Consider the following 20,519-nt stretch of genomic DNA (forward strand, 5'->3'; position numbering starts at 1 on the left):
CTTAAGCTTTAATCAATTTAGGTATAAAGCTAATTTAATTCTTTTTTAAGAAACTTTGCTGTGTAGCTTTTCTTGTGTTTTATAATAACTTCTGGCGTGCCTTCTACAATTATTTGTCCACCGCCTTTACCCCCTTCATAGCCAATATCGATAATGTGATCTACCGTTTTAATAACATCAAGATTGTGTTCAATTATTAGCACAGTATTGCCTTTATCTGCTAATTTATTAAGTACAATCATTAATACTCTTATGTCCTCAAAGTGTAGTCCTGTTGTAGGTTCATCTAAAATATAAAAAGTATTTCCTGTATCTCTTTTTGAAAGTTCTGTAGCCAATTTGATTCGTTGTGCTTCTCCACCAGAAAGCGTTGTGCTTTGTTGTCCTAGAGTTATGTAGCCCAAACCAACATCTTTTATGGTTTTTAGTTTTTTATAAATTTTTGGAATATGTTCGAAGAATTCTACAGCTTCATTCATGGTCATATTCAAAACATCACTAATGTTTTTACTTTTATATCGAATTTCTAGAGTTTCACGGTTAAAACGTTTCCCTTGGCAAGTTTCACATTCTACGTAAACATCAGGAAGAAAATTCATTTCAATAACGCGCAAACCACCACCTTTACAGGTTTCGCAGCGTCCGCCTTGTACATTAAAACTAAAGCGACCTGCTTTATAACCCCGAATCATCGCTTCGGGTATTTTAGCAAACAAAGCCCTGATTTCGCTAAATGTCCCTGTGTAGGTTGCAGGATTACTTCGTGGTGTTCTACCTATTGGAGACTGATTAATATCTATAACTTTATCAATATGCTCTAAGCCTTTTATGCTTTTGTATGGCATTGGTTTTTTAACACCATTAAAATAGTAGGCATTTAAAATAGGGTAGAGTGTTTCGTTAATTAGTGTAGATTTTCCGCTTCCAGAAACACCAGTTACACCAATCATTTTTCCTAAGGGAAATTTTACCGAAACATTTTTTAAATTGTTTCCAGTACAGCCTTTAAGTTCTAAAGTTTTGCCATTTCCTTTTCTACGTTTTTTTGGTACTTCAATTTCTTTTTTTCCGTTTAGGTAATCTGCGGTAAGTGTATCGTGTGTTTTTAGTTCGTCTGGATTACCAATACTAATGATTTCTCCTCCAAATTTTCCAGCTTTTGGACCAATATCAATAACGTAATCTGCACGCTCAATCATGTCTTTATCATGCTCAACTACAATAACTGAATTGCCAATATCCCTTAGTGAAACTAGAGAATTGATTAGTTTTTCGTTATCGCGCTGATGCAAGCCTATACTTGGTTCGTCTAGAATATAAAGTACACCAACGAGTTGCGAACCAATTTGTGTAGCTAACCGTATGCGTTGTGCTTCACCGCCAGACAAAGATTTAGAACTTCTATTTAATGATAAATAATCTAAGCCAACATCCAATAAAAACTGAAGTCTAGATTTAATTTCTTTAACAACTTCTTCAGCAATTTTTAATTGTTTTTCTGAAAGGTGTTCGTTTAAATTATTAAACCATTCTGAAAGTTCAACAATATCTGTATTAGCAAGTTCTGCTATGTTTTTTTCGTTTATTTTGAAGTAAAGTGATTCTTTTTTTAAGCGAGAGCCTTTGCAAACAGGACATTCAACTTTATCCATATAATCTTTTGCCCATCGTTTTAAAGATCTTGATTCTGCGGTTTTATATTGGTTTTCGATAAAATTGGCAATACCTTCAAAATCGATTTTATAGTCACGAGTAACGCCTAAAGTTTTACTTTCTACTGAAAATTTATCATTTCCACCATACAGAATAATTTGTTTTGCCTCTTCTGGAATGTCTTTATAAGCATCAGTCAATTTAAAATTGAACCGTTGTGCTATGGTTTCTAATTGCTTGAAAATCCAGCTGTTTTTCTGTGGACCATGAGGCGCTAATGCTCCAGATTTAATGGATAAAGAATCGTCTGGAATAATTTTATTTTCGTTGATTTGATATAAGGTTCCGATTCCGTTACAATTAGAACAGGCGCCTTTAGGAGAATTGAATGAGAAATTATTGGGTTCTGGATTTGGATAAGAAATCCCAGAACTAGGGCACATTAAGCTTCTGCTGAAATAGCGTGCTTCATGAGTATCTTGGTCTATAATTAAAAGTACATCTTCACCATGATACATGGCGGTGTTAATGGTTTCTGTAAGGCGTTTATCAATGTCAACGTTTTCATCAATAACGAGTCTATCAATTACAATTTCGATATCATGAGTTTTGTAACGGTCTAATTTCATCCCTTTTACAATGTCGCGAATCTCGCCATCGGTTCTCACTTTTACAAAACCTTGTTTTGCTATTTGCTCGAATAACTCGCGATAATGTCCTTTTCTTGAACGAATTACAGGCGATAATACATTAATGCGTTTACCACTAAAATCTTTAATAATAAGTGCTTTAATTTGGGCATCGCTATAGCTAACCATTTTGTTACCCGTATTATAACTGTAAGCATCACTAGCACGAGCAAAGAGTAAACGTAAAAAATCGTAAATTTCGGTGATAGTACCCACTGTTGAGCGTGGTGATTTACTGGTAGTTTTTTGCTCTATAGCAATAACAGGAGAAAGTCCATCAATTTTATCAACATCAGGACGCTCTAAACCACCTAGAAATTGTCTGGCATAGGCTGAAAATGTTTCGATGTATCGACGTTGCCCTTCGGCATAAATAGTGTCGAAAGCCAATGAGGATTTCCCGCTGCCAGATAAACCTGTAATAACTACAAGTTTTTCCCGTGGAATGGACACATCAATATTTTTTAGATTGTGTACTCGGGCTCCTTTTACTTCGATAAAATCTGTGAATTGGCTCATAAATAGGCAAAGTTGCAAAGTTACGGGTTTTGAGTTTAAAAATGAAGTGGGTTTAACTTGTTGTTTGTTAAATTCTTGCTAAGTTTTGTTTCGCGCAAAGACGCTAAGACGTCAAGATAAAAAGGCAAAAAAAGATATGATTATGATTAGAATTGAATTTGGCGGATGGCTGCGCAAGGGATAGTAGTGGAAAGCCCACAGCGCAGCGAGGACTTGTAATGGATAGCCCGACCTAGGTCCTGAACTAAATTCAGGATATAGGTTGCGCCAAAATAAAAAATGATGACTTACTTTGTTCCTTTAACGTCGTCAATCTCTAAGCCTAAAATTAAAAGTTTATGAAAGCTTGGTAATTGTGCGCCACTTTCTGTAATTGTCCAGTCACTCCATGAGGCTTCTAAACCTTGTATTGGCAAAATAGAAGTCCACATTTTAAAGGCTGTTGGCTTGCCATTATCATCTAGTAACCAAAGGTAAGAATCGCCAGGAGTTGAGCCACCAGTAGTGTAAGTTACAAGCAATGCATCTTTATTGTTTTGAGTTTTTACGAGCCTACGCTCCACGCCAGCATCGAATACTTTGTAGGGCGCCACAAGCCAAAAGGAATCGTTATTAAAGTATGTTATGGCTTTCTCGATAAGCGCTTTAGCCATATCGCTTTCGTTTTTAAAACTGTGGACATAAACTATACTTTTTGAATTGTCGTTTAAATCTAGAATGACTTTGTTTTGTTTCCAGTAGACATTACAGATGTTGTTTGCCTTATCCCACTCGTAGTGGTGTCTTTTTTTAAACGTCCACTCAATATAATTGGTGTTTTTATAAGCTTCGTAGTCTAAAGCATTTAGCATTTTATACGCTAAAGCATCAGCTTCCTCGCCTTGGATACCAGTTGGTAAATCTTCATTATATTTAAAGTATAAGAAGCCAAAAAACAACAGACTTGGTAGCGTCAAAAAAATGATGATGCCAGTAATTATTTTGAATATTTTTTTAGGCTTAGCTGCCATAAAATGTTATTTAGTTTCAGTTTGGTAATAGCTAAATTATTAAAGAAGAATGATTTAGTGAAGAAATTAGATTAAAAACCGACAGCAGTATCATCTCCTCGATAATCTGCACCACCTTCGTACGAGTTGTCATCTAATACAAGTATTCCATCGACTTTGCCAATTACCGGAGCGTCTTTTTGGTTAATAGAGTAGCCTAATGCTTCGAGTTGTTTAATTAATTTTCTATCAAATGAATTGGGTTCCATTCTAATTTCGTCTGGCAGCCATTGATGATGAAATCGTGGTGCATTTACCGCTTCTTGCATAGTCATTTTGAACTCATGAACGTTTAAAATGGTTTGTAAAACCGATGTTATAATTGTTGCTCCACCTGGTGTTCCAAGAGTCATATATAATTTTTCGTTTTTTTCAACAATGGTAGGTGTCATTGAACTTAACATACGTTTTTCTGGTTCTATTTTGTTAGCCTCTGCGCCAATAAGTCCAAACATATTTGGTTCTCCGGGTTTGCTGCTAAAATCGTCCATTTCATTATTTAAAAAGAAACCAAGTTCTGAACAATATAATTTAGAACCATATGCACCGTTTAATGTGGTTGTTACAGCAATGGCATTACCAAATTGATCTACGATAGAGAAGTGCGTAGTTTCGTCACTTTCAATAATCTGAATATTGCCATGAGACACAGCGGAGGATAAGGTGGCTTTTTCAAATGAGAAGTCACTCATTCGTCCACTTAAATAATTTTCTTGAATTAAAGTTTTAATAGGGATGTTAACAAAATCAGGATCTCCTAAATAAAAACTTCTGTCGGCATAAGCGCGTCTTTCAGCTTCTGTAATGGCTTGTATGGTTTTTAGTGAGTTATGTCCGTATTCATCTAAATGGAATGGTTCAAGCATTTTCAATATTTGTGCTAAGCAAATCCCACCGCTAGCAGGAGGTCCCATAGAAATTATTTCTAAATCATCATAACTAAAAGTTATCGGATCACGCCATTTAGCTTCGTATTTTGCTAAATCTTCTTCGGTTATTATACCTCCATTATCTTGAATAAACTTTGCAAGAATTTTTGCAGTTTCACCTTTATAGAATTCATCTTTGCCATGTTTTAAAATACGTTCGAAAGTTTTTGCTAATGCTGGCTGTTTAATGACATCGTTTTCTTTCCAATGCTTATCAAAAATAATAGAGTCTTTATTAGCTTTAAGGAAAAGCGGCTGATATTTTTTTATTGTTTTTGCTTGCTTTTTCGTTACCTTAGTGCCTTTATAAGCTAAAGCAATAACGGGTTTTAGAATATCTTCAAGAGGGAGTGATCCTAATTTTTCGTGCACTTCAAAAAGACCTGCAACCGTACCTGGAATTCCAACGGCCATAGCGCCTAAGGTGCTTTTTCCGGGAATCACATCGCCGTTTTCATCTAAATACATGTCTTTAGTTGCAGCCATTGGCGCTTTTTCTCTAAAGTCAATAGAGCCAATATCTCCATTTGCTTTTCTATAAACCATAAAACCGCCACCGCCAATATTACCTGCAAAAGGGTAAGTAACAGCCAAAGCTAATTGAGTAGCACACATCGCGTCAAAGGCATTTCCGCCTTTTTTAAGAATATCGCTTCCTATTTCAGACGCTTCAGCACGTGCTGAAACAACCATAGCGTTTTTTGTAATAAGCCCTTTAATAGGTGTTGGGGTTTGCTCCGTTTTTTTGCATGAAAGAAAAAAGCAAAGTAATATAATACTATATAAAAAGTGTTTACTCATATAATTCTTGTTTTAAAGCCTCTAATTTTTGTTTGGAGGAAGCAATTAGTTCATCAAAAAAATCGGAAAATTCAGTTTCAAATTCTGAATAAAAAGCTTCAAGTTCAACCACGGCTTCATTCATACTAGAACGGTTTTTGGTACGTCTGTTCATGCCCGCTAAAACTCTAGAGATACCGTCGATAGAAGCATAATTTAATAGCCAATTATCGGCTAACATGTAAGGCATCATTTTTTGAATGCGTAGCGGTAGCATGTCATAATTGGCTTCCAATGAGGCATAAAAATTTTCTGTATATTCCTCCAAAGGCGTGTCGCTATAATTTGACCAATTTTTAGCTAGAAAATGATCGTAAAGAATATCTACAATAACTCCAGAGTAATGACTGTATTTTTCATGAAGCCTTTTGGTGCTTAGTCTTACCGTTTTGTGAGCATCTGTAAAAGTGTCAATATGACGATGCAATAATATACCAATCTGTATGTCTTTAGGGTATTTTTTATATTTTTTTCCTTTAATGCCGTCTGCAATAAAATTTCCAATGGTAATTGAATCGTTATCACCAGAAAGATAAATATGGGCTAAGTAGTTCATAAAATAAATATATGTATTTTTGAAACCTAAACAATACATTTTTGAAAAAGCTTCCAAACTTAGATGCATTACGTTTTTTTCTTGCATCTTTAGTTATTATTTATCATATTCCTAGTTTATCTAAAAATCAAGGGTTACCATATTTTGATGCTTCACCTATATTAAACAAAGGGGTAGATGCGGTTTATATGTTTTTTGTGCTCAGTGGGTTCTTAATTATGAGATTAATCTATATTGAAAAGAAAAATAATAAGTTTTCTATTAAAAATTTTTATATCAGAAGAATATTAAGAATATTACCATTGTATTACCTAATAGTTATTTTTGGTTTTTTATTTTATCATTACCTTTTACCTCTTTTTAACATCCCTTATGAGAATAATTACAATTTTGTAAGTAGTGTTTTGCTAACTGTTTTTTTTCTGCCTAACATATCTACATTTCTCTATATGCCCGGTGGTATACTTGATGTCTTGTGGTCTATCGGAATTGAAGAGCAATTTTATTTAATGGTAGCCCCTTTGTTTTATTTTGTAAAAACCAATAAGATTTTTAAAGTTATTGTCACTATAACTTTCGGGTATTTTTTAATTTATCATTTACAAGGTTTTGAGTTTTTACGAAGGTTTCAATTTGTTTATTTTTTCTTATTTTTTGGCGGAATAGTCTCTATTTTAGAAGAAAATAAAAAGTTAGAATTTTTGAAAACGAAACTATTATTTTCATTAATGATTTGTTTTTTAATTATTTTATATTTTTTTACAAATATTTTTGAATTTGAAAACTACATCTTAAAAAAAACACTAACAGTCGTTTTATTTGGTTTTTTTGTACATACTATGAGTTGTAATAACTTTAATTTTAAAATTAAAAATAGATTATTAAACTATTTTGGCAGGATATCATATGGTATATATATGTATCATGTAATAGCTCTTAATGCAGTTGTTTTTTTATTTTTAAAACTAGAACAATTTGAATTATTTAATGATACTATTACAATTATATTAATAAATATTTTAACATTTGCACTTACGATAATATTCGCTCATTTTTCGTACAAATATTATGAATTGCCATTTTTAAAATTAAAAAATAAATTCAGATCATGACACTTATAAAATCAATTTCAGGAATTAGAGGAACTATTGGCGGGCAAGTAGGTGATAACTTAACACCTATAGATGCTGTAAAATTCGCATCAGCTTATGGCGTTTGGTTAAAGCAACAACGCCATAAAAAAAACTACAAAGTTGTGGTTGGTAGAGACGCTCGTATTTCTGGAAAAATGATTCAAAATTTAGTCATGAATACCTTAATTGGTTTAGGTATAGACGTGGTTGATGTTGGTCTTTCTACAACACCTACAGTTGAAATAGCGGTACCTATGGAACATGCTGATGGTGGAATAATTTTAACAGCAAGCCATAACCCAAAACAATGGAATGCGTTAAAATTACTTAACGAAAAAGGTGAGTTTTTAGATGCTGTTGAAGGCGCAAAAATTCTAGACATTGCAGAAAGTGATAACATGACTTTTGCTGATGTTGATAGCCTAGGAAAAATAACAAAAAATAAAGCCTATATAGATTTACATATTATAGAAGTTCTAGATTTAGATTTGGTAAATGTAAAAGCCATAGAAGAAGCACGTTTTAAAGTGGTTGTAGATGGTGTAAACTCCACAGGCGGTATCGCTATTCCGTTACTTCTAGAGCGTTTAGGGGTAGATGTAATTAAGTTATACTGTGAACCAAACGGACATTTCCCGCACAATCCAGAACCTTTAAAAGAGCACTTAACAGATTTATCTGCGGAAGTTAAAAAGCATAATGCCGATTTTGGAATTGTGGTAGACCCAGATGTAGATCGTTTAGCCTTTATGGACGAAAACGGAGAGATGTTTGGTGAAGAATACACGCTTGTAGCTTGTGCAGATTACGTTTTAGGAATAACCCCAGGAAACACTGTGAGCAATATGAGTTCTACCAGAGCACTGCGAGATGTTACCGAAAAACATGGCGGTATGTATGAAGCCAGTGCGGTAGGCGAGGTAAATGTTGTAAATCTGATGAAAAAAAATAAGGTCGTAATAGGTGGTGAAGGTAATGGCGGAATTATTTATCCAGAGGCGCATTACGGTCGGGATGCGTTGGTTGGTGTAGCCTTATTTTTAAGTCTATTGGCAGATAGAAAAGTTAGCGTAAGTGCGCTCAGAAAAACCTACCCAAGTTATTTTATGGGAAAAAAGAAAATTGAATTAACCCCAGGTTTGGATTTTGATGGTATTCTTAAAACCATGGAAAACCGTTACCAAAACGAGGAATTAACGACTATTGACGGGGTTAAAATCGATTTTTCAGAAAGTTGGGTACACCTCCGTAAAAGTAATACAGAACCCATTATTAGAATTTATACCGAAGCAAAATCGCAAGAAGAAGCCGATGCTTTAGGCGATAAATTTATTGCCGAAATTGGTGAGATTGCTAATAGTTAAAAAAGTCACGGCGAGGAAGTATGACGAAGCAATCTCTTGAAGTTTAGTAAACCTATTTTTTAGAAGCTATTTCCCGCTTTCCGTTATATCTTTCTGCGAAGCAGTCCCGAACTTGTTTCGGGATCTTGCACTAATACAACTTTTGTAAATTAGTAAAGAGCAGAACTATTATTTTCGCAAAAAGGATGCCACTTCAATCGGGGCTAACTTATCCGCTATGGCAATTTATTCCTGCGAAGGCAGGAATCTCATCATCAAATACCTTTGCTTTTAGAGTCAAGTATATTCTTCGTGTTTATCGCTAAAAAGACCGTTTGTTAGTTTAGGCTTAAAATAGCTATATTGTACAAAATAAAACAGGTATTTAAAAACTTTTAAACATAACTAATTCCTCTCCTTTGGAGAGGCTAGGAGAGGCTTTATGAAAAAACTAGCATTACATTGGAAGATTATAATAGGAATGGTTCTCGGAATCATTTTTGGTTTTATTATGAATACCCTTGATGGTGGAAAAGGGTTTGTAACCGATTGGATTGCACCTTTTGGAACCATATTTATAAACCTTCTTAAGCTAATCGCAGTGCCATTAATTTTAGCATCTTTGATTAAGGGCATCTCAGATTTAAAAGATATTTCTAAAATTAGAGATATGGGATTACGAACCATAGGCATTTATATCGTAACTACTTTAGTGGCTATAATTATTGGTTTAAGTATTGTAAACATTGTTAAACCTGGGGATGGTATGCCCGAAGAAACGATAGCAAAAATTAAACTTAAATATGAAAACGATGCCGGTGTAACCGATAAGTTGATGAAAGCTTCTGCCCAAAAGGAAGCAGGTCCATTACAGTCTTTAGTTGATATATTCCCAAGTAATATTTTTCAATCGTTTGCTGAAGCATCTATGCTTCAAGTTATATTTTTCGCATTATTTGTTGGTATTTCTTTACTGCTAATTGGAGAGAAAAAGGCAAAACCATTGGTTGATTTTTTTAATTCCCTTAATGAGGTGGTTATGAAAATGGTAGATTTAATCATGCTATTTGCGCCTTATGCAGTTTTTGCGCTTTTGGCTAACGTAATTATTGCTTTTGATGATGTTGAAATTTTAATCAAATTGCTCTATTATGCATTTTGCGTTCTTGGTGGTCTTATATTAATGATTGGTTTCTATCTAATCTTAGTGAGTGTATACACAAAAAAATCACCAATGTGGTTTTTACAACAAATAAGTCCTGCGCAACTTTTAGCATTTTCTACAAGTAGTAGTGCAGCAACGCTACCTGTAACTATGGAACGTGTGGAAGAACATTTAGGAGTTGATAAGGAAGTATCTGGTTTTGTGCTTCCTGTTGGGGCTACCGTAAATATGGATGGAACCAGTTTGTATCAGGGTATTGCAGCCGTATTTATCATGCAAGTTATTTGGCCTGAGGGTTTAACATTTACTAATCAATTGGTTATTGTGCTTACTGCATTATTAGCTTCCATTGGGAGTGCAGCGGTGCCTAGTGCGGGTATGGTGATGCTGGTTATTGTATTAGAATCTATTGGGTTTCCGGCAGAATTATTGCCTATTGGTTTGGCGCTTATTTTTGCGGTTGATAGACCTTTGGATATGTGTAGAACGGTTGTAAACGTAACTGGTGATGCAACAGTATCTATGATTGTTGCGAAGTCTTTAGGGAAATTACACGATCCAAAACCTAAAGAATGGGATGATCATTATGAAGAAGTGAAGTAAGGCTGTATATGTCAATAAAAACAATTTCAAAATGAGTACGAGTATATTATTAACATCACCTATAGTTTCAGTGGAATGGCTTCATGAGCATATGAACGCCGATAATCTTATTATTTTAGACGGCACGATTAATAAAGTTTTTGATAAGTCATCAGAACAAATACCAAATGCTAGACTTTTTGATATAAAAATGAAGTTTAGCGATGTATCCAATCCATTTCCTAGTGCGTTTCCATCGTCAAAACAATTTCAGAAAGAAGCTAGAAATTTAGGAATAAATAATGACAGCGCTATTGTCGTTTATGATGATAAAGGTATTTATTCTAGTGCTCGTGTTTGGTGGTTATTTAAAGCATTTGGTTATAAGAATGTGGCGGTGTTAAATGGAGGTTTTCCTGAGTGGAAGAAGGCTAATTATGGTTCGGAATTAATGCAGAATTATAATGGTAATAAAGGCAATTTTGTTGCTAATCTTCAGCCCAATTATATGCAGTTTTTTGATGATATTGAGAATGCATCAAAAAATCAAACCCATAAAATTATTGATGCGCGTTCTTCAGGACGGTTTAATTGTACCGAGCCAGAACCCAGAGCAGGATTGCGCATGGGAACCATACCAAACTCTGTGAATTTACCATATACAGAGTTGTTAGAAGATGGGGTTTTGAAATCTAAAAAGGATTTAGCCAAAGCTTTTTATATGGTTGCAGAACAAGATGATCCTATAATATTTTCATGTGGTTCTGGGTTAACGGCATGTGTTTTAGCTTTGGGTGCAGAACTTTCTGGATATAAAAATATATCGGTTTATGATGGATCTTGGACCGAATATGGAAGCTTAACAACAGGAGATATGGGAGAACCAAGTACATGGACAAAAGATAATCTGTTAGCTTATATTTTAATGTATGTTTCAAATTCTGATTTAGTGGAATCTAGAAAGGAAAAAAAATATATTTTAAGTCGGGTAGATAAAGCTGTTTATAATCGTGTGAGTGAACAATTTGAAACCGATAACGATTATCAAAGTATTCAAAATATCATTGAAGCTGTAAGAGCTCATGATTATTATCGAAATGATTTAGCCGATTTATTTGCTGATATAAAACTGATGGCTTTTGCTGATGGTGATTATGCTCCTATGGAACAAATGATTTATAGCCATTTGAAAAAGATTTTGAAGGAAGGTTAATGTAATAGAGTAACTTGATTGAAGAGCATCTTACAGTGTTTGCAAAACATACTACTGACGCTTTTGTTGAAAATAAAAAAACAAATAAAAAGGTGGATTTTATTTTGAAGAGTTTAAAGTAGCTAAGACGTGTATAAGTTATTATCCTCTTTTTTTATTAATAAGGTTAAGACTTATCTAAAATGAGTTTCTATTTAAAATTAATACTTCAATTGAATTATAAATAAATAGTAACTGTATTATCATCCACTTCAAAGGTTTTATCGTTTACTTCTACATCAATAAGATTCCCAAAATCACAACATTCATCAGTTTGTGGTGCAGTTGTTTTGTATGATACCATAGCGACTATTTCAGAATTTATTTGAATTTCTAAAGTATCTGTTGGATTTTGTTTTTCAACATAAAGAAAGCCGTTGGAATTAATGATACTAAATTCAACTTGATTTTCAGAGGTGTTATTTATTAAAATGTTTTCTTTAGTTATGTTATCTTGGAGTATAAGGTTTTCGTCAGTGGAGTTATCAACTAGGTTTATGTTAAGATATGGAGCTACGCATAAAACGGTAGAACAATCTGGAACGCCGTCATCTGATTTACAAGCAATAAACAGTATAACAAGTAAAAGGTAGGTTGATTTTTTTATCATGGGGTAAATGTTTTTTAATAGATGCATGAAACTTTAAAAGGTTGCGTACGTGCTAAAGAAAACTAGTATTTTTTTAAAGACATGAATTACTCTAAAAACTTGTTTTTCAATTCGGGAGTAGGAATCATGCAAGCATCTTTTTTACCATACCACTTGTATCGGTTTTTAGCAATAAAATCATAAACCCAATTGCGTATAACCTTTGGAACAATAAGAAATATAACCAATATATTTATTGGAAACCCCAATTTTGAAGCTACTTTTAAAGCGGCAGTACTTTTATAATGAATTCCTTTTTTAGGGGTGTATAGTAAAATAGAATCTAATTTTATAGTATCTATGTTGTAGTGCTCAATAATCTTTTTCCCAATATCACTTTGCAATGCTGTAAACATAAATAGATTGCTTTTGTCATGTTTTATTACATAATTTACAGCACCATTACAAAGGTTACAAACACCATCAAAGAGTATTAATTTTTTATTATCGGGAACTCCAAAATTCATATTCAAAGATAGTACTTTGTAAATCACTTAAAAAGTGGTTTAAATGGGTGTTTAAAATTAATTAACGAGCAATAATTAGAGCATTTTTAATAAAGAATACTTAAACAAATACTTACTTTTTTACCGCTTCAACCAATTCCAACTGCTCCAAGCTCACATTAGTTGTAAATATACCGTAATTAACAACCGCTTTGTTTTTTTCAATTTTATCAATAGTGCCTATAGCTCTGCCATCAAACATTCTAACACGATCACCTAATCTTAAAGTTGCTTTTGGTTTAGGCGCTTCAATAGCTTTTTGTTTTGCTATTTTTTTCTTTTTTCGGATAACTTCTACTTTCTTTTCGGCTTCTTGTTTTACTTGGGTTTCTTTAGCTTTTATTGCTTTTTTCGCTTTCGCGGAAACTTTTTTACGCTTAGAATTTTCAATCTGAACCACTTTAAAAAGTTCTCCCATTAATGCTTTCTTCTGCTTATTATCAAAGTATTTTTCGGCGATATCATTAACTTTTTGCCCTAAATAAATCAAGCGCTGATTGCTATCATACAACTCTTGATAGCTTTCTAGTTTCTTCTGAATTTTAGCATTTATTTCTTCTAGCTTATCTGCTTCCTCAAGTTTTTTCTTTTCGTTTTGTTTTAATGATTGTCCTGTTTTTTCTAATCGAGAACGTTCCTTTTGTAGTTTTGCAATAGTGGCATCAAAACGCACTTTGCTGCGTTCTATCTTCTTTTTAGCACGATTAATTAAGCTATAGGGAATACCGTTTTTTTGTGCGACTTCAAACGTAAAACTACTTCCGGCTTGACCGATAACCAACTTAAAAAGAGGTTCTAAACTGCGTTCATCAAATAGCATGTTAGCATTTAGCATAAAGGGCAATTCGTTTGCTAATATCTTTAAGTTTGAGTAATGTGTTGTAATAATACCGTAAGCTTCACGGTGGTAAAACTCTTCCAAAAAGGTTTCAGCTAAAGCACCTCCCAATTCAGGGTCACTTCCTGTTCCAAATTCATCAATTAAAAAGAGGGTATTTTTATTACACTTTTTTAAGAAATAATTCATTTGTTTTAAACGGTAGCTATAGGTACTTAAATGATTTTCAATAGATTGATTGTCACCAATATCACTTAAAATTCTATCAAATAAACACACTTTACTGCGTTCGTGCACAGGGATAAGCATCCCACTTTGCAACATAACTTGAAGTAAGCCAACCGTTTTTAGGGTAATACTTTTTCCACCAGCATTAGGACCAGAAATTACAATAATTCGGCTATCCTGTTTTAATTCTATAGTTTGCGGAAAGGTTTTTTCTTTCTTCTCTAAATTATTCAAATAGAGCAGTGGATGATAGGCATCTCGCAAAGACATGCTTCTGTCTTCTGAGAATTCTGGAAGAATCCCATTCATAGATTTTGCATATTTCGCTTTCGCGGAAATCACATCTATATCAATTAAAAAACTTTGATAATCTTTTAATAATGGTAAAAACGGACGCATAAAATCCGTAACGTCTTTTAAAATCCTAATAACTTCTTCGCCTTCCTCGTATTCTAAATTATTGAGTTCTCTGCTGTATTGTAATGTGGTTTCTGGCTCAATATAAACAATGCTTCCAGTTTTACTACCGCCCATAATAGCTCCTTTAACTTTACGTCTGTACATGGCCTTTACAGCCAATACACGTTTGTTGTCTACTACAGATTCTCGAATATCATCTAGATATTCAAGATTATGATACATGTTTAAAGCACTGCTAAAACTAGAATTTATTTTTCCTTTTATCTTATTTATCGATTGTCGTAAATCGAAAAGTAAATTAGAGGCGTTGTCTTTTATATCGCCAAAGCGGTCCACAATACCATCCACTTTTTCAATAAGAATTTTAGTAACCTCAATATGTGATGCAAACTGGTTTAAATTTGGGTAATACTCTTCAAATTTGTTTAAAAAAGTTACAATAGCATTCACAGAAATCGACATCGCTACAATTTTTTTTAAGCCATGTACTTCTAAAAACGTATTTTCAATATTAAGAAGTTTTATTTCTTTAGTTATGCTATCGAAACCATGATTTGGTATGCGATTATCATTGTAAAATGACGATACATATTCATTAGTTAAATTTAAAGCAACCTCTAAGGCTTCACGCGTTTTATATGGCGAAATTTGCAAAGTCTTTTCATGTCCAAGAGGTGTTACACAGAGTTCGCTAATCTGTTGTAAAACCGTTTGAAATTCTAAATCTTGTAATGTTTTTTCGTGGATGTGTATCATTCCTAAGTATAGCCTCTAAAAATAAAGAAATGCAAAGTTAAACAATCTTAAGCTGATTTTTAATATGTAAAGTGGATGTGTTAAAATGTTAATTAACAAAACACTAACACCTGTGTGTCTTTATTCTTTATAATTTGTAGGGTATCAACAAACATCAATCAAACTATCATCAGTTGTGAAAGCTCAATCGGAAATTTTGGTTGAGCTTTTGATTTTAATTTCATTCTACGAAAAACTTATAAGCACCAGTATCCTCCGATTTTTTTATTTTGGAGAATATGGTTATTTGGTCGTAATCGCGAGAGATACCGTTTATATATAAGTACTCTGAGTAGTCAAAATTAGGAGGTGCTAAATAGTAAGTTCCAGATTCCAAAAGTTTAATACCGAACTTGCTTGTGAAATTTACGCTATCATACTCGTTTTTAACTTCAATTATTTCGTCGTAACTATTTTTTGCTAAACCATTTAAAACAACAATATTGCTATTTGTAACGGCTATTTTTGAAAGTGTACCAAATCTAGTCTTTTTATACAAAGTCAAATTAAAATACAAGTATGGGTCTGTATCTAGGTTTAAAAAGTCTGATAATATGATGTTTTTATTATCTACCGTAATTTGGTTATTGTCAATTATTGTATTAACATAAATCGTGTCGTTTAATTGAAACGTCGTTTTATCATTTTCAATTTGAACCAAGTTATTGTTTTTTATTTCTATAGATTGGTAGTCATATTCTTCTTCAGGAGGGCAACATAAACCAGCACATAGAGAAATAGTAATTAAAATTAACGTATTAAAAATTTTCATAAACAAATTAATTAATGTAATAACGCCAGAATAGTTGCGTCTTAGCCGTGTATAGTTTCAGATTTTCCATAATTCTGTATCACTTCAGCTTCAAAATCTATAAGTTCTTGCCAGCGTTTGTCAACATCAATATCTTTCCCGTATTTACGAGCAAAACCAATAAAAGTCGAATAATGTCCAGCTTCGCTAATCATTAAATCGTGATAAAATTTTGAAAGTTCTGGGTCTTTTATTTCTTTTGAAAGTAGTTTAAAACGTTCGCAACTTCTAGCTTCAATCATGGCAGAGAACAACAACCTATCTACCATAGATTGCAATCTGTTTCCGCCTTTATTCATAAATTTGTATAGTTCGTTCACATAACTGTCTTTGCGTTCTCTACCTAGTTTGTAACCCCGCTTTTTAATGATGTCATGCACCATTTGGAAGTGTTCTAATTCTTCTTGAGCTAAAAGGAGTAAATCTGTAACTAAATCGGTGTGTTCAGAATTAAGCGTTATTATTGTAATGGCATTGGTAGCCGCTTTTTGTTCGCACCACGCATGGTCGGTTAATATTTCTTCAATATTAGATTCTACAATGTTTACCCAACGAGGGTCTGTAGCTAATTTTAATCCAAGCATATTTAATCGTTTTTGTAAATGTAGTTATTTTAATTTTTTTGGCATTACCACAAGGGTCGGGCTTTTATTCATGCATTTCTATTTTAAATTTCTGAATTCATGAACATAAATATTTCGTTACAAGCCCTCGCACCTCCTACGTCGGGCTGTGGGCTTTCCACTGCAATCCCTAATGCGGGTTAGGTGTTCCAATTAAAATTAACAATTCATTATTCTGTCTTCGGTCTAAGAGATATAATTCCAGATATTTTTATACTTACTAAGTTGTTTGTAGGTATGTAAAAAGACTTGATTTTCAGAAAGCGCCAATGAAGGGTCTATTTTCAAAATAGATTTGGCATGATGTCTAGCGAGTTGTAAAATATCAGTGTCTCTAACAATATCAGCAATTTTTAAGTTCAATACGCCACTTTGTTGGGTGCCCATAATATCCCCAGGACCACGTAAAAGCAAATCGACTTCAGCAATTTCAAAACCATCATTAGTTCTAACCATAGTTTCTAAACGGGTTTTACTGTTTGCACTTAATTTATGGCTGGTCATTAAAATACAGTAACTCTGTTCTGCACCACGTCCAACGCGACCACGTAATTGGTGTAATTGCGATAAGCCAAAGCGTTCTGCGCTTTCAATAATCATTACCGAAGCATTAGGCACATTCACACCAACCTCAATAACGGTTGTTGCCACCATAATCTGAGTTTCTCCTTTAATAAAACGTTGCATTTCATAATCTTTATCGGCAGGTTTCATTTTACCGTGAACTATCGATGTCTGATACTTTGGCATAGGGAAATCTCTAGAAATACTTTCGTAACCATCCATCAAATCCTTATAATCCATTTTTTCGTTTTCTTGAATTAAAGGGTAAACAATATAAATTTGACGTCCTTTATCAATTTCATCACGAATAAACCGAAAGACATTCAAACGATTTTTATCATAGCGATGTACCGTTTTTATCGACTTTCTCCCTGGTGGTAATTCATCAATAATGGAGATATCTAAATCGCCATAAACAGACATCGCCAATGTTCTTGGAATTGGTGTTGCAGTCATGACTAAAACGTGTGGCGGAATAGGAGCTGAAGCCCCACCAACCTCCCCAGAGGGGAGGCTTTTCAAAGTATTCGTAATATAACGCAAAACGTTATCAATGTCTCCAAGTACTTGTTCGTTAGTAAACCGTATAACTTTAAATCCAATTTCAGTTAAAATTGTAGTGCGTAAATCGTCTGCTTCTTTTTGTTCAATGGTATTGTGATAACCGCCATCAACTTCAATAATTAAGTTTTTTTCTAAATTAACAAAGTCGACTATAAACTCGTCGATTATATGTTGTCTTCTAAATTTATATTCAAGATTTTTATTTCTCAAACATTCCCACAAAATAGATTCAGTATGAGTGCTGTGTTTTTTGTTTTCAGCTTGAAGTTCTTTTAATAATTTGTATGTCGATGGGCGAGCAGTCATATACTTTTTAAGTATGGCTTTTGCTTCCTCCCCATGGGAGGATTGAGGAGGGCCTTTTTGCCACAATTTTGAACGTTGTTTTACTCCAAAACGGTGTTGCTCATCTATAATGGCGAGTCCCAAATTCTTAAATTTCACTTTATCTTCAAGTAGGGCATGCGTACCAATTAAGATGTTTAATTCCCCATTTTCTAAAGCTTCATGAATAATTCGTCTTTCTGAAGTTTTAGTTGAACCCGTTAATATTTTTATATTGATATTCAGTTTATTACACCATTCAAGTAATCCGTTATAGTGCTGTACTGACAAAATTTCAGTCGGCGCCATTAAACAGGCTTGAAAACCGTTGTCAAGCGCCATGAGTATTGACATGAACGCCACTATGGTCTTGCCCGAACCCACATCACCTTGTAAAAGTCGATTCATTTGCGCATTACTTCCTAAATCGGCACGAATTTCCTTTAAAACTCGTTTTTGGGCATTGGTTAATTCGAAGGGTAAGTGGTCTTTAAAAAAGGAATTAAAATGGGTGCCAACTTGATTAAAAGGAAAGCCTTTAATTTTCGATTTATGAATTAAATTTTTGATGATTAATTGCAGTTGAATATAAAATAATTCTTCAAATTTTAATCGGAATTGAGCCCTTGAAAGTAGCTCTTGACTCTTCGGAAAATGGACATTGAAAAGGGCAGCATCTTTATTGATTAATTTTAATTCGGAACGTAAATTGTCAGATAGTGTTTCCGTAAATTTTCCGTTAGTTTCAATAAACAATTGCTGCATGATTTTACTAATCACACGATTGGTAATGCCTTTATTCGATAGTTTTTCAGTAGAAGGATAAACGGGTTGCATGGCAGAACGTAGATTTTTCTCATGTTCCTCTTGCAATTCTAATTCCGGATGTGCCATATTGAATTTGCCACTAAACCAATTGGTTTTTCCAAAGGCCACATAGGTTTTATTCAACTTTAAATTTTCTCGAATCCATTTTTGTCCTCGAAACCAAACTAATTCCATGGTGCCGGTGTCGTCTTGAAAGGTCCCAACCAAGCGTTTTCCGCGTTTTTGAGCCACTTCTTTAAAACCTGTTATTTTTCCAATAACTTGCACATCAGCATTATTACGCTGTAATTGATTGATTTTGTAATATTGAGTTCTGTCTATATATCTGTTTGGAAATAAGTTGATTAAATCTTGATAGGTATGAATACCTAACTCCTTGCGCAACAAATCAGCACGATTAGGGCCAACGCCTTTTAAATAATCTATGGGAGTTTGCAGGTTTACAGACATAGAAGCGAAATTAATGATTTCAATTAAAAAAATTAACTTATTAAATTCTTAATATCCTGTTGAATTTGAGATATTTTTATCCACAGAACTGTTTTCTTTTTGAAAATTGTTGAAAAAAATAAATTATGCGTTATATATTATAATTCAATGGTTAAATTTGGGATTCTTAAAAGATAATTAAACGCATATTGATTGATGAGAAAACTCAACGAATTTATTTGGGAAACACACGGTATTCATGCTGGTACGGAACAGGATCATGTTAAACATGGTATCGATAAATTAGAAGATATTGTTGATAAAGCTATTGAGGCTGGTAACCCAAGTATAACGTTTATAATACATTCTCCGCGACTAACAAGTTTTCGGTACACCGCTGAAAGAGATACAAACGTGAAGTTTATTCGTGGAAACAAATCATATTTAAATTATCCAAAACGTATTGCTGACCTTCGTAAAAAATACGAGGGACAAATCAATATTAAATATGGTGTTGAATTGGAATGGATGGGGCCTGAGCTGGGTTTGCAATGGAGTCGATCAAAGATATTTCAAGCTGAAGATGCTGATTATGTAATTGGTTCTGTGCATTTTGCACCTGAAGGATTGCCTTATGATGGCTCAAAAGAAGAAGCTCTTGAATTATTGAAGTTGAGAGGGAGTTTAGAAGCGTATTGGGATGGGTATTTTAATGAAATGATTCAGATGATTGAATGTTTTGGCGATATGATTCAAATTATTGGACATATCGATTTGCCAAAACTAAATGTTGATATGCCTGAAGCTTTGGTGGATTTTGAAACGAGTGCGCATCCTTTAGCTAATAAATTTAGGACACTTTTAGAACTTATTGCGGATAGAAACTTATCCTTAGATGTAAATATGGCGGGTAAGTTTAAGGGCGTAGGCGTATATCCAGTGCAAAGTATTTTACGACGCGCAAATGCACTTCAAATACCAGTTTGTGTTGGTACAGATACGCATCATGTGCGCTACTATGGCTTGAATTATAAAGAAAGTTTAGAGTATATTCAAGAAGCAGGTTACGAGAGTTATGTAAGTTACTCAAAGTTAATTCCAGAGAATCGTACTATTTATGATGACCACGATTTAAAAGTAAAATACACGGTTTTAAATAAAGGAATCGAGTTATTAAATCAACGATTAGATGCAAATCAAAGACGTATAATTCCAGATTTTTCTTTTGGA

General features: G+C 33.6%; 15 protein-coding genes. 5 read left to right on the plus strand and 10 right to left on the minus strand.

All coding sequences use genetic code 11. The features are described 5' to 3' along the window. Positions 1 to 29 precede the first annotated feature (29 nt). The 4 genes from uvrA to P8K68_RS01210 all read right to left on the minus strand — a co-directional run bounded on the left by uvrA (position 30) and on the right by P8K68_RS01210 (position 6,235). Positions 30 to 2,861 carry an excinuclease ABC subunit UvrA gene (uvrA, locus tag P8K68_RS01195; RefSeq protein ID WP_300247385.1) on the minus strand — a complete coding sequence of 944 codons (2,832 nt, stop codon included), beginning with the start codon at positions 2,859 to 2,861 and terminating at the stop codon, positions 30 to 32. Between the two features lie 287 nt (positions 2,862 to 3,148). Next, positions 3,149 to 3,871: a hypothetical protein gene (locus tag P8K68_RS01200; RefSeq protein WP_300247387.1), complete on the minus strand. Its 723-nt coding sequence runs from the start codon at positions 3,869 to 3,871 to the stop codon at positions 3,149 to 3,151. 71 nt (positions 3,872 to 3,942) lie between these two features. Beyond that, positions 3,943 to 5,640, minus strand: a complete 1,698-nt coding sequence (gene ggt / locus P8K68_RS01205) for a gamma-glutamyltransferase (RefSeq protein ID WP_300247389.1) — start codon at positions 5,638 to 5,640, stop codon at positions 3,943 to 3,945. Next, the gene (locus tag P8K68_RS01210; protein ID WP_300247409.1) at positions 5,633 to 6,235 is read right to left on the minus strand and encodes an acyl carrier protein phosphodiesterase; all 603 of its coding nucleotides are present in this window, start codon (positions 6,233 to 6,235) and stop codon (positions 5,633 to 5,635) included. The genes ggt and P8K68_RS01210 overlap by 8 nt, the downstream gene beginning before the upstream one ends. Positions 6,236 to 6,276: 41 nt before the next feature. Here P8K68_RS01210 and P8K68_RS14885 point away from each other — a divergent pair, with 41 nt between their 5' ends. The 4 genes from P8K68_RS14885 to P8K68_RS01225 all read left to right on the plus strand — a co-directional run bounded on the left by P8K68_RS14885 (position 6,277) and on the right by P8K68_RS01225 (position 11,671). Continuing rightward, positions 6,277 to 7,347, plus strand: coding sequence for an acyltransferase (locus tag P8K68_RS14885; RefSeq protein ID WP_366143719.1), 1,071 nt, complete (start codon positions 6,277 to 6,279; stop codon positions 7,345 to 7,347). Then, positions 7,344 to 8,732, plus strand: coding sequence for a phosphoglucosamine mutase (gene glmM / locus P8K68_RS01215; protein ID WP_300247391.1), 1,389 nt, complete (start codon positions 7,344 to 7,346; stop codon positions 8,730 to 8,732). Before P8K68_RS14885 ends, glmM begins: the two co-directional genes overlap by 4 nt. 421 nt (positions 8,733 to 9,153) lie before the next feature. Beyond that, the gene (locus P8K68_RS01220; protein WP_300247393.1) at positions 9,154 to 10,479 is read left to right on the plus strand and encodes a dicarboxylate/amino acid:cation symporter; all 1,326 of its coding nucleotides are present in this window, start codon (positions 9,154 to 9,156) and stop codon (positions 10,477 to 10,479) included. Between the two features lie 31 nt (positions 10,480 to 10,510). Beyond that, positions 10,511 to 11,671: a sulfurtransferase gene (locus tag P8K68_RS01225; RefSeq protein ID WP_300247395.1), complete on the plus strand. Its 1,161-nt coding sequence runs from the start codon at positions 10,511 to 10,513 to the stop codon at positions 11,669 to 11,671. A 217-nt stretch (positions 11,672 to 11,888) separates the two neighbouring features. Here the strand turns inward: P8K68_RS01225 and P8K68_RS01230 are convergent, their stop codons facing one another. From P8K68_RS01230 to P8K68_RS01255, 6 genes are all read right to left on the minus strand, one after another. Beyond that, entirely contained in the window at positions 11,889 to 12,320 is a 432-nt protein-coding gene (locus P8K68_RS01230) for a hypothetical protein (RefSeq protein WP_300247397.1), read from the minus strand. An 86-nt stretch (positions 12,321 to 12,406) separates the two neighbouring features. Then, positions 12,407 to 12,826: a DCC1-like thiol-disulfide oxidoreductase family protein gene (locus P8K68_RS01235; protein ID WP_300247411.1), complete on the minus strand. Its 420-nt coding sequence runs from the start codon at positions 12,824 to 12,826 to the stop codon at positions 12,407 to 12,409. Between the two features lie 112 nt (positions 12,827 to 12,938). Then, entirely contained in the window at positions 12,939 to 15,107 is a 2,169-nt protein-coding gene (locus P8K68_RS01240; protein WP_300247399.1) for a DNA mismatch repair protein MutS, read from the minus strand. Positions 15,108 to 15,327: 220 nt separating this feature from the next. After that, entirely contained in the window at positions 15,328 to 15,918 is a 591-nt protein-coding gene (locus P8K68_RS01245; protein ID WP_300247401.1) for a hypothetical protein, read from the minus strand. Between the two features lie 41 nt (positions 15,919 to 15,959). After that, on the minus strand, positions 15,960 to 16,541 hold the full coding sequence (locus P8K68_RS01250; RefSeq protein ID WP_300247403.1) for a tRNA-(ms[2]io[6]A)-hydroxylase: 582 nt from the start codon (positions 16,539 to 16,541) through the stop codon (positions 15,960 to 15,962). Positions 16,542 to 16,766: 225 nt separating this feature from the next. Then, positions 16,767 to 19,310: a DUF559 domain-containing protein gene (locus P8K68_RS01255; RefSeq protein ID WP_300247405.1), complete on the minus strand. Its 2,544-nt coding sequence runs from the start codon at positions 19,308 to 19,310 to the stop codon at positions 16,767 to 16,769. 195 nt (positions 19,311 to 19,505) lie between these two features. Between P8K68_RS01255 and P8K68_RS01260 the strand changes: the two genes are divergently transcribed. After that, positions 19,506 to 20,519 (plus strand): histidinol-phosphatase HisJ family protein (locus P8K68_RS01260; protein ID WP_300247407.1); only part of this gene is annotated, 1,014 nt, incomplete at its 3' end.

Origin of the sequence: Algibacter sp., assembly GCF_029245835.1 — a bacterium.
Taxonomy (GTDB): domain Bacteria; phylum Bacteroidota; class Bacteroidia; order Flavobacteriales; family Flavobacteriaceae; genus Algibacter_B.